The sequence below is a fragment of the Kordia sp. genome, from assembly GCF_045105435.1.
Lineage (GTDB): Bacteria > Bacteroidota > Bacteroidia > Flavobacteriales > Flavobacteriaceae > Kordia.
On record NZ_JBGCDL010000265.1, the window covers coordinates 1 to 11165 of the forward strand.

Sequence of the window (11165 nt, forward strand, 5' to 3'; positions counted from 1 at the left end):
GAATCCATTAATAAGAGAACTCTTTTATTCAATTCTATAGCAGTTCATTAAATATTAAGATGTACTTTCGCGGCTTCAAATAAAATTTGACATGAAGCGCATAAACGAATACAAAAAACTCTTTGGAGTCGAAAACGAAATTGAATTAAAGACCTTGAAGAAGAGTTACCGTAATTTGGTAAAAGAATGGCATCCAGATAAGTTTCAAAATGGAGATGCTTTACAAGAAGAAGCAGAACTGAATAGCCGAAAAATTATTGACGGATATCACTTCTTAGTAAGCATGGCTCCTGAAACAAAAGAAAAAAACTTGCCTGAATATACGGAGACAATTACCAATTCGGCGATTGCAGATTACCAACACAAAGGTTTGTTGTTAGAATTGACTTTTACAGATGGATCAACCTATGAATATTTTGGAATCACTAAAAAGGTTTTTCAAAAAATGATGAGCGCAGGAAATCTAAATCGTTTTGCCAAACGCAACATATATCCAAAATATATGTATAGAAGAACGCAACGTACACTAGAAACAGCATAATAAAATAGCATAATCATGCTGATGTCATTCTTGGCACAGTAATTGAATAGATACAAGTATTATTAAAAATTAAATTATAGTACAATGAGTAGAGGAACAGTAAAATTTTTCAACGATGCCAAAGGATTTGGTTTCATAACGGAAGAAGGTTCAAACAAAGAACATTTTGTTCACATTTCAGGTTTAATCGATGAAATTCGCGAAGGTGATGAAGTTGAATTCGATCTACAAGAAGGAAGAAAAGGTTTAAACGCAGTAAACGTCAAAGTTATTTAAATATATACTTCAAGTTTTACAAAAGCCCATCAACTATTGACGGGCTTTTTTTATGCTGTTATTTTAAATAGTTGGGCGTTACCCTTTGGGGCGAGCTATACATTGCAATTCCTCGCATTTCACGATGTTCAAGCTACGGGATTTTCATTCCTATCTCTAACGCAATAAAAAAGAATACACTTTATAATGATAAAAGAAATAATAGAATGCTTTGACTTATAAAAGGTTCACTTATTTTTCATCCTTAGTAGTATAAAAAGGTCGATCCGTAATCACAGGTCTTTTTCCAAAATTAAAACTTAACATTCCATCTCCATTTCCTTTCCAATTCATGTGACAACTAATACAGCCTTGTTGATCAAAACTAGCAGAATCTACAGGTCCAAATGGGCGTGCTTTTTCCCAAAACCAACGTACAGCACCATTTTTATCTTTCGCCTTATACATAATTGTCAGTTCAACTAAGTCACTAAAATGAGGTTCGTTTGGAGGAGTTGTTCTGTAATTTTCTTTTAAAACAATACTTCCAACGGGCAAAGTAGTCATTGTTTTCGGATTGTTTTTATAGGCATTTAAAGCAATATCATTCACATAAATTTTAATCATTTTCCCATGCGGATTTTCACCTGGAGTCGCTTTACTAAAGACATTCCATTCATCGTCTGGCCAAGTTTCCCATTGTTTATAAGGATTTACACGCATCACATATTTTAATAAATCTGCTCCATTAGGTTCAGGCAATTTTGCAATAGGATTTTTTGCTCTTCCCATTACCCAACTAAAATCGGAGTATATCGTAGGATTCGAAGAACGAGCAAACGCATGACAACCAATGCAACTACTCGCTGTTTGATTGAAAGTCTCCATACTACTATTCGCTAAGTTTTGTAATATCGGATTTCCAACTTTTGTTTTATCTGTTGGCCATTGTACACCAATAAGTTGATAATGTTCCCAAACAGATTTTTTTGCATGTAACTTCTCTTGATAGTTTGTATTTGCCTTTTTAACCCAGTCTGGAATAGGGTTTTGCCTAGTTACTTGTGTCATTATTTGCTTCGGACAATCAACTTGTCTGCTATTATTTTCACAGGAATCAATGGCTTTGGAAGGATCATAAAAAGAAGGTGTAATTCCAGCTTTCTTTGTTGTTGCTGTTTCTACATTATCATTTTGCTCAAAAGTCATCCACACAAAATTTGGATTCGATGGTGTTTTGTATACAATATGAAGTCCCACCAATCCTACTAATTGTTCTGAACAGTATTGTATATTATTTTTTACTATTTCAGGGAAAGAATCCTTTTGAATGGAATCACTGGCAGGAATGTACACAATAGCCTTCGAAGTGTAATAACGACTTGTATCATCTTTTTCGGAATCTAAAATTCGCCAAGAAGCTTTCAATTCCATACTTCCTACAGGAAATTTAATTTCACTACCTGCTTGTTTTAAAGCATTATAGAATTGATTTTTTAAGACATATTCAAACATTGGTTTGTTCATATACACCTCATAATGTACCAGATTGGAATTTTTATCAATAAGCACGCCACCAACAGCTTGATTGGTCTCTGTAACCAACGGGCTTATTTTAGAAGTAGTTCTTAAGATTTTATGATTGGAGTTAATGTTATCACATACAGTTTGATTTCCTGGACTTGGTTTTCCCCAAGCAGTAGGCGTTTCTGCATTGGGCAAAAAGATATCATAGGCTTCTTTATAGTTTTCCCAAAGTGTTCCTGTTCCGTCAGTTGTAGGTGCATTAATTGCTAAAAAAGTATCCCAAGCAAACGTAGCGGCTTCACTTGTTGTTGCTCCTGAGCGCAAATCTGTTGGAAGCTTATCAGGTATTTCAGCATATTCAGACGTAACGGCATCTTTACAACTGGTTAGTAAACAGAATAGTATGAGTATGTAAAAAAAAGGTTTCATGGCGGTAGCTTTTAGTTTTTGAAAACATAAGGTACTCCATAAATAGGATATTATGGTTTTTAATAACAAATTTAATTTTATTCTAAAATCTCAAAACAACTCATTTTTACTTAAATGTATAGCGTTGTTCTTCTGTTGAAGAAGCTTTTAGCAATTGGTGGAATGTTTTTATGGTATTAAAATTTCGGGTGATTTCTCCAGAAACCGCAATCCCAGAAATTCCCGTTTTCAAAATATCCGTAACATCTGCTGTGGTAATGCCTCCAACACCAATTATAGGCGTTTCGGTGTTTAGCTCTTCTAAGATTGCCGTATAACCATTTAATCCTAAAATAGTCGGTAAATTGTCTTTTGTTTTGGTGAATTGAAAAGGACCTAAGCCAATATAATCGACTTCTTTCTTTAGTAATATTTCACAATCTTGCAAGGTGTTTGCAGTGCCACCAATCATTTGCCAAGTATATAAATATTTTCGTGCAATAGTAGGGCAGATGCTTGTTTTTTCTATATGAACACCATCAGCTTTTACCGTTTTTGCAATTTTATAATGATCGTTGATAAGCAATCTGGTTTGAAAATGTGCTGTAATTTCCCTTGCTTCATTCGCTAATTTTAAAAGTTTCTTTTCAGATGTATCGCGAAAGCGTAATTGAACCAATTCGGCTCCAGAGGAACATGCTTTTTGAATGTTTTCTAGCTGTTCTTTTGGCGAATTTCCTTGCGTTATATACTGTAATTTTGGAATCATCATACCTAAACTGCAATTATTTTAGAATATTCCATAAAGTGAGATTCAAAACGTTTCAATATCGGATGCATTTTTTCTGAATAGATTACAAACTGACATTTATCAATACTATTTGTAACAGACATCAATGCGGTATAGGCTGATTTTTGAATTAGAAATTCAGCTGCATCCACACTAAACACTTTTAATTGAGAAATATTTAATCCGTTTAATAACAACAACTTATTCATTGCTATTGGTGTGGAAATAAGAATATCAATACCTTCAAATATTTCTGATTTTTGTATGTCAACATGCAATTGTTCATAACCAACATACACACGTAATGAAGTGTGTTTGGTGTAGTTCAAAAATTCGTCATATAATGCTAGCGCTTTTTCTTTATTTTCGACAATCACAACGGCTCTTGGAGAATCGCCAACCGCTTCACATTTTAATTTATGCAAGGTAGTAAGTATCAATGTCGTTGTTTTTCCACTTCCTTTTGAAGCCGTGCAATACACATTGGCACCACTTTTTATGACAGGAATGCTTTTGCTCTGAAATGGCGTTGGTGTTTCTATTTGGAGGATTGCTAATCTCTCTTTTAGATGCGTATGTAATTTTTTAAAAGGCATAGGAGTAAAGCGCTAACTGTTTTGTGTAGTATTTATACTAATTGCGGCAAATATACAGCGTATGTCCTTAATCAGCACAACTATGCTCAACAATTTTGATGGCTTTTAAATCGTTCCATACGACATGATGTGCCTTTTTAGGCGAAATTCTAAACACTAGAATTGATTTATTCTTTTTAGGACACAGTTTTTGTGCTACATGAAAGTATAATACCAAAGGTTTTCTAGTAATAAAAGTATCGTAAATAGTTGCTTTTCCAACAAAATCGCCATCATTATTTTTTATGATTTCTACTGTAGTTTCAGGCAATACAAGATCTTTTTCTTTATTTACACCTGCTAATAAACCATCGTAATATTTTTTAATGTATTCTTCTACTTCTGATACTTTCAAGGTATGATTGATATTAACTTTCCAAGCAAAAGCATACGTCCAAAAATATGGACTCTTAGTATCATTCCAACCTTTTGGAAATCGGGCATCTTCAAAACCTTTCAATTCAATATCCTTGGCAAAATGCAATGGAATGGCAAATAATTCTTTTCCCCAAGTATCTTCCGTTTGTAAAAGATCAGTACTATATGAAACACCTAATTTAGCGAGCATCTTAATAGCATTGTTATTATTTGGATTTAGCGCTAAAGACTTTTTATAATTGGTAATTGCTTCTTCATTTCTTCCAAGTGTCATTAATGCTTCCGCGTAGCTATCATACGGATTATATCTATTTGGAAAAACTTCAATACTTAATTTGAAGATTTTGGCAGCATCTTTGGCATTTCCTGCATGCAAGAATTTATATCCTGTAACAATAAGCTCTTGTTCGCTTACATGATATTCTGGTGCGTCTTTATGTTTTTTGTAAAATGCAATACCGTTGTCAATTCCTTCGTTTTCAATAGTTTCAAGCATGAACTTTGCTAAAGGAATTAATGGTAAATCATACGGTTTGTCATATAATATTCCCGTAATTGCTGTGGTTATAGACGTACGAAAGGAATGACTTGTATTGTTTAAAATTATAATTGAAGCATTCCGAGATGGAATTCTAGTATACAGCGAACGAAAACCATCAATAGAACCACTATGACCTGTAGTTTCAACCATTTCAGAAGTATTTCCAATCGGTTTGTCTCTAAGTTCCCAGCCATATCCATAATGCGCATTATGATCAATAATGTGCTTTTTAAAAAGCATGTTCATATATTTTTTGGGTAACAGCTTTTCAGTATTTAATGCGTTATCCCAAAGAAATAGATCTTCAATGGTACTGTAAATGGCACCTGCAGCATACGCAGAAGATTTGTCGGTACGATCAGTATCATAGTATTCACCAAAATTTCTATTATAGCCAGACGCCATATTTTTTATAATTGGTCTGTGTTTGTGAAATCCGGAATTTTCCATTTTAAGAGGATCAAATATCCTTTCTTTCAATAGCGTTTCATACGTTTTTTTTGTAACGGTTTCAAGAATATATCCCAGTAATGTATAGCCATTATTGCTGTAGGCAAAACGAGTTCCTGGCGCAAATTGAAGTGGTTCGCTAGAAAACTGACGAACCATGTCAGCTGGTTTATTGTGTTTTTTATCATCAACATTACGATCAAAACCAGCAGAATGGGTGAGTAGGTGATGAATTGTAACTTGATCACCATTTATTTTAGGAAAGTCTTTTAAATAGTTGGAAATAGGTTGGTGCAACTCCAATTTGTTTTCAGCGACTAATTGCATAATGAGCATCGCTGTAAAAGATTTGGTCATTGAGGCAATTTGAAACTTTGTATCTATTTCATTGGAAATATTCCATTCCATATTCGCCAATCCGAAAGCTTTTTTATATACAATTTGACCTTTATCTGCCACTAAAATTGTACCATGAAACATGTCATAATCTGAATACAAACTAACGAGTTTATCTATTTTAGTTGCTGTATCACTTTTAGTTTCTGCTATTTTTTCAGTACATGCAATATGTGATAGTAAGAGCATTAAAAATATTCCGACAAATAGGTTTTTTTTCATAATTATGTTTTAAATATCTAATTGCTCGTAAAACTAGATTGTACAAGAATATGAAATGTCAAAAAAATGTAAAATAAGTGTCAATTACTGTAAAAAAGTGGTGTGAGTTACGCATTTACAAACAATAGTACTGCATCAACTATAAATAAAAATTGATGTAATTACTACTATTTTACTACTTTTTAGATTGTTGCTTACGCAAGAATGCACTATTGCTATTGCTTGATGACTTTTTCTTGCAGCATAAGTTTTTCTTCCGAATTATACGCTTTCACAAAATAAATTCCTGTTTGTAAGTTTGGTAGATTGATTGTTTTTTGATTGGAATTAATCGTCTCAGTAAACAATAATTGTCCTTGAATACTGTATAAATCCATTTTAGAAACTGGATCGTTTTCCGTTTGAATCGTCAATTGATTCGTGAACGGAACAGGATAAATTTTCGTTGTATTCACTTCAAATGCAGGCGTGCTTAAAGCTCCGGTGAAATATTCGTTTGCTTTATTAAACGCGTCTATTCCAATTTGTGCTCCAATGATTCGACCGCGAATGTCATCGATTGGCGGATGAATTCCACCCCAAATTCTAGATAAACTCGTTTGATCAGAAGCATCACGATAGGTTGCCCATTGTAGTGTGAATGGCGCACTTGGTCCTTTTTCAAAGACTAAAAAGTTGTCTTGTGGAATGTCGAACGTTCCCATTCCGCCAGGAAAAAATTCATCACCCGTTAATAAGGTTAATACTTCTGCGGCAGCTCTTGAAAACGTAGAATGTCCTGAGAGATATCCAGCAAATGGAGGTGTTACAAAGGTTCCACGTTGATATGGCCACCATTTTGTTCCTAAAATCCAATCGACACCAGCAATATCTTGTGTCGGATCTGCAATGTAATCAGGTCCTTTCCAAGCGTAGACTTTTATTTTCCCCACATTTTCGTCACTATCTCCTGCTAACGGATCGCCTGTTTCAATTAATTCTATATAATTTGGGATTAATGGCAAACCTTGCGGATCGTAACTTGAAAGTGAAGCATCTGTACTTTGTCCTTTTCCTGCCATGTATCGAATTGCCGAAATTGGTCGTACATAATCGTAATATCCTTTAATTCCCCATGTATTAATTGCTGCGTCATGCATCGCGCCACCGAGCGCTAAATAACATTTTACATCCCATTCTAAATCGTCTAAGATTGCACCAGTTCCATTTAGTTGTTTTACGGTCATTGGATGATCGCTCACATAATTCATAATGGTAAACCAGTGTCCTGGAGGCGTTTCAGAATCGGGTCCATCTGCCCAAAATTCGGCCAAAACACGTGCATAATCAGATCTTTTTACCATTTGTGCATCGTACGGCATATTCGTCACAGGATTTAAGGTATGTCCTGTACTTGGATCGCCACCTTGAATGATGTCATAAAATGCTTTGTATTCCGTAAACGTTTCCGGAAAAGCGGTTGTTGGTAAATTTCCGATCGCGCCAGGCGAAATATCTATCATTGTATTATCGGCAGGATCTAAATGTGCAGACCATAACGAAACTAAGGCAAAGTGCCACTTGTACGGATCGTCAATTCCATCTTCATTAGATTCTTGAATGTATGCTGGTGGTCCTGGATCGTTGTATACAAAGCAATCAAATCCGTTATCTATAATTTGTAAGTTGTCGTAGCTTAGCGCGAATGGAGAAACTTGTCCCCATTCTGGACTTAAAAAAGCAGGTGTATTTAATGGAAATGGATTTCCACTTTGATCTATATATACATCAAATGCCAGTGGTTGCCATTTATTTGGATCGATATCGTTTGTGTCTTCGTAGATGTCTAAAATTAACGGATTGTTTACAGGTTGATAGTGCTCGTTGACATAATCATTTAGTTCATTGGCGCCATCTTGCAAACCAAAAGCGATAATTTCATCTGCTAAATGATTTCCTAAAGCTGCATACGAACCAGTGCTGTAATCGGTTGACGTAAAATTTACATCATAATTATACGATTCAAATAGTGTTTGAAAACTCGCTAGGGAAGTGGTTGCACCTGGAGAATTGGCAAAACGATGTGTGAGTAAGCGATACATGGCGTAACTCATGACTTCGTGTCGTGCTGCTGCAATATCCGTTGGTGTGGTAATTCCGTTAAATGTACTTGTAAAATTCCAATAGGTTTTTCCTAAAAATACCGTTTCTACAGTTGGGTCAAATACTGCCCACGCGTCATACATGGCAATGGAACTGTGGAATAAGTTTCGTGCATGAACGGTTGGACGTGCAAAATCGTTACGAATGGCGCTTAGTAATTCTTCATTCCAATCACGTGCTACAGAATGCTGTGCTTGGAGTAGTGGTACGGCAAGAAATAGACTTAAAAAAGTCGCTACAAATATCTTTTTCATTTTGGTTGATCGAGGTTTTTCCGTAAACTTAGTTAAAAGATTGTTTTTTTACAAACTATGTTGTTAACAATGAAGCAGTTTTCGTCACTTTTTTTAGAATGATCAAAATTAATAGTGAACCGCATCCGCAGATTAAAAAACCGATGAATAGAGGAGAAGCCGTTGTTTTTACATAGCTTCCGATGCAAGTTGCAATGGGAACCGCCATTATTGTTGACGTGAAACCGTTGATAGCAGCACCAACTCCTGCAATGTGTCCGACAGGTTGCATGGCTAACGAGCGTAAATTCCCGAAAAGGAAACCTATTGAGAAGAATTGAATTCCAAAAAAGGGAACGAGCACATAAACACTAGGATTCGGTTTACCATAGAAAAACAGCAAATATATGATTGGAATTGCCGTAAAAGCGATTAGAAATGCGCGTACCAATTTGTACATTCCGTATTTCATTACAAAAGTTCCGTTTAAAAATGTGGCAAATCCGACCGAAATTGCAAGTGCTGCAAATATGTATGGAAACTCTTCTACCATACCATATTGATTTTGAAATATGTCTTGTGAAGCACTTAAATACACCATAAATGAACCTGTAATGAATCCAGAAATTAAGGTGAATGCAATAGAAGTTTTGAATTTTAAAAATTCTTTTAATCCATTGGTAAATAATTCTTTAGACAGCTTTATCTTATTCTTTGGGTCAAGTGTTTCTGGTTGTCGTTTCCAGAGCCAAATCATAATGATTGCACCAAAAATTAATTGTCCATTAAAGATTGATTGCCAACCAAAATTATCTAACATTAGTTTTCCCAAAGCAGGAGCTACCACGGGAACTAAGATGAATATTGCTACAATAAACGACATAATTTTTGCCATATAATCGCCACTAAAACTATCGCGAACCATGGCAATACTTATGGTTCTTGGTGCGGAAAGTCCGATACCTTGTAGAATTCTTCCAACAATCATTACTTCCAGACTTTGCGCGGTAACGCAGACAAAACTTGCCAATACAAATAGGGTAAAACCCATGTAAATGATTGGTTTTCGTCCAATACTGTCGGAAAGTGGTCCAAAGATGAGTTGACCGCATCCTAAACCTAAGAATATCATTGTTATTAGCTTTTGGTTGTCCTTAGAATCGACTGTGCCAATAGAAATGCCAATTGCATCTAAAGCTGGCAGAATCGCGTCAATAGAAAGTGCTACAATAGACATTAAGGATGCCATTAGTATTATAAATTCGGTTTGCGATTGCTTTTTTGAAATCATGGCGCAAAAGTACGGCTTCTGTATTGAGTTTCGTTGTTTTTCTTGGGAGATTGTAAGATAGATTTTAGCCTGTTTTGTTTTTAGATTATTAGCGTACTTCACTGTTGGATTGTTTTGATTATTGATTTTTGTAGAAAACTTAGGTATGTATTTACTATATTCGGTGTCTAATCTTTTTTATGAAAATATTTAATAATCAACGTTCAACATCTATGGCAAATAAGAATATAAAGAAATATTTTAAATATGCTCTTGGTGAAATTATTTTGGTGGTGATTGGTATTTTGATTGCGGTCGGAATTAACAATTGGAATCAACAAAGACAGTTAAATAGTGCGAATGTAGAGTTGCGAAGGAACGTTATTAAGCAATTGGAAAAAGATATTTTGGAGATTAAAAAGTATGAAAGCGATTTGGATACTTTACAGAATCATTATTTACATTTTTTGGATAAAGAACATGATAAGAATAAGCTGAAACCTGGAGATATTGTGGGTACATTGTTGTTTAAGTTGAATAAAATGGATTCGGACACACATTTGATTGAGATGATTGATAATGCAACGTTGAACGAATCGAAAGCTTCAGAGAAATTATTAAATTTGAATTCTGTTTATAAATTATACTTGGATGAGATTAAGTCTGTAGAGGAATTAATTTTTTCGACGATTACAGATAATTTAAAAGAAATAGAACGCACACAGCATTGGTATGCAGATTTTATAACGGATTTGGTTTGTAATGACGATTGTTACGAGTATTTAAAAAACGACACACTTCATAAAGCACGCATGGCATCTTTACGATTTTTGTATGTGAATGGTTATGGTGAGATTATATCGGCTTTAAAAAATGATTTGATTAATTATAAGCTGGATTTGGTTACGTTAGGGGACGAATAAAAGCTGTATAAGGTTGAATTGTTTATAGTTCTTGAATTATTCTATTTAACATAATATAAATTATAGTACATTTTTAATATTGGATGATCCAGTGGATGATTCAATATTAAAACAACATTTTGAAGTACTATGTCCCATAATGATATTATGCTAAATATCCCAGAACCTTTGTAGTTGCTACTAGAATCATTGTGCTTGGGTCATTATCCTTTATTTAATAGGAACGCTTCGCTACATAATTTTTTGTCCCATAATTTGTCGTTATGCAAAATTGCCGCGCACAAATGCTTTATTACTTTAAACACAAATACGAAGTATTCATGAGCTCTTTAATTTAAAATAAAATGAAGCGAATAATTTTCCAACGCATCCCACCCGCACAAAAGCTACTCTAAAAATTCTTTACAAACATTCAGTATTTTAGAAACAAAAAAAAAAAAAAAGTTTTATGACC

The 11165-nt window shown here is 34.4% G+C and carries 9 protein-coding genes; 3 read left to right on the forward strand and 6 right to left on the reverse strand.

Going from position 1 to position 11165, the window contains the following annotated elements; all coding sequences use genetic code 11:
- The first annotated feature begins 91 nt into the window (after positions 1 to 91).
- Both AB8B65_RS13670 and AB8B65_RS13675 read left to right on the forward strand, forming a co-directional pair.
- Positions 92 to 541 (forward strand): KTSC domain-containing protein, encoded by a 450-nt coding sequence (locus AB8B65_RS13670; protein WP_405301674.1) that lies wholly within the window; start codon positions 92 to 94, stop codon positions 539 to 541.
- A gap of 84 nt (positions 542 to 625) precedes the next feature.
- Positions 626 to 817, forward strand: a complete 192-nt coding sequence (locus tag AB8B65_RS13675) for a cold-shock protein (RefSeq protein WP_405301675.1) — start codon at positions 626 to 628, stop codon at positions 815 to 817.
- A gap of 231 nt (positions 818 to 1048) precedes the next feature.
- Here the strand turns inward: AB8B65_RS13675 and AB8B65_RS13680 are convergent, their stop codons facing one another.
- The 6 genes from AB8B65_RS13680 to AB8B65_RS13705 form a co-directional block, all read right to left on the reverse strand.
- Positions 1049 to 2752, reverse strand: a complete 1704-nt coding sequence (locus AB8B65_RS13680) for a cytochrome P460 family protein (RefSeq protein WP_405301676.1) — start codon at positions 2750 to 2752, stop codon at positions 1049 to 1051.
- 106 nt (positions 2753 to 2858) lie between these two features.
- Entirely contained in the window at positions 2859 to 3503 is a 645-nt protein-coding gene (locus tag AB8B65_RS13685; protein WP_405301677.1) for a thiamine phosphate synthase, read from the reverse strand.
- 2 nt (positions 3504 to 3505) lie between these two features.
- On the reverse strand, positions 3506 to 4117 hold the full coding sequence (locus AB8B65_RS13690; RefSeq protein ID WP_405301679.1) for a DEAD/DEAH box helicase: 612 nt from the start codon (positions 4115 to 4117) through the stop codon (positions 3506 to 3508).
- A 67-nt stretch (positions 4118 to 4184) separates the two neighbouring features.
- Positions 4185 to 6143, reverse strand: coding sequence for a serine hydrolase (locus tag AB8B65_RS13695; RefSeq protein ID WP_405301680.1), 1959 nt, complete (start codon positions 6141 to 6143; stop codon positions 4185 to 4187).
- A gap of 215 nt (positions 6144 to 6358) precedes the next feature.
- Positions 6359 to 8539 carry a T9SS type A sorting domain-containing protein gene (locus tag AB8B65_RS13700; RefSeq protein ID WP_405301682.1) on the reverse strand — a complete coding sequence of 727 codons (2181 nt, stop codon included), beginning with the start codon at positions 8537 to 8539 and terminating at the stop codon, positions 6359 to 6361.
- Between the two features lie 55 nt (positions 8540 to 8594).
- Positions 8595 to 9809, reverse strand: a complete 1215-nt coding sequence (locus AB8B65_RS13705) for a multidrug effflux MFS transporter (protein WP_405301684.1) — start codon at positions 9807 to 9809, stop codon at positions 8595 to 8597.
- Between the two features lie 212 nt (positions 9810 to 10021).
- Between AB8B65_RS13705 and AB8B65_RS13710 the strand changes: the two genes are divergently transcribed.
- Complete coding sequence (locus AB8B65_RS13710; RefSeq protein WP_405301683.1) at positions 10022 to 10711, forward strand: hypothetical protein; 690 nt, start codon at positions 10022 to 10024, stop codon at positions 10709 to 10711.
- Positions 10712 to 11165: the final 454 nt, after the last annotated feature.

What these genes read in the sequence shown, in the direction of transcription:
- AB8B65_RS13690 (WP_405301679.1), bottom strand. Translation starts at nt 4,117, where the DNA reads ATGCCTTTTAAAAAATTACATACGCATCTAAAAGAGAGATTAGCAATC.
- AB8B65_RS13700 (WP_405301682.1), bottom strand. Translation starts at nt 8,539, where the DNA reads ATGAAAAAGATATTTGTAGCGACTTTTTTAAGTCTATTTCTTGCCGTA.
- AB8B65_RS13670 (WP_405301674.1), top strand. Translation starts at nt 92, where the DNA reads ATGAAGCGCATAAACGAATACAAAAAACTCTTTGGAGTCGAAAACGAA.
- AB8B65_RS13710 (WP_405301683.1), top strand. Translation starts at nt 10,022, where the DNA reads ATGGCAAATAAGAATATAAAGAAATATTTTAAATATGCTCTTGGTGAA.
- AB8B65_RS13675 (WP_405301675.1), top strand. Translation starts at nt 626, where the DNA reads ATGAGTAGAGGAACAGTAAAATTTTTCAACGATGCCAAAGGATTTGGT.
- AB8B65_RS13695 (WP_405301680.1), bottom strand. Translation starts at nt 6,143, where the DNA reads ATGAAAAAAAACCTATTTGTCGGAATATTTTTAATGCTCTTACTATCA.
- AB8B65_RS13705 (WP_405301684.1), bottom strand. Translation starts at nt 9,809, where the DNA reads ATGATTTCAAAAAAGCAATCGCAAACCGAATTTATAATACTAATGGCA.
- AB8B65_RS13680 (WP_405301676.1), bottom strand. Translation starts at nt 2,752, where the DNA reads ATGAAACCTTTTTTTTACATACTCATACTATTCTGTTTACTAACCAGT.
- AB8B65_RS13685 (WP_405301677.1), bottom strand. Translation starts at nt 3,503, where the DNA reads ATGATGATTCCAAAATTACAGTATATAACGCAAGGAAATTCGCCAAAA.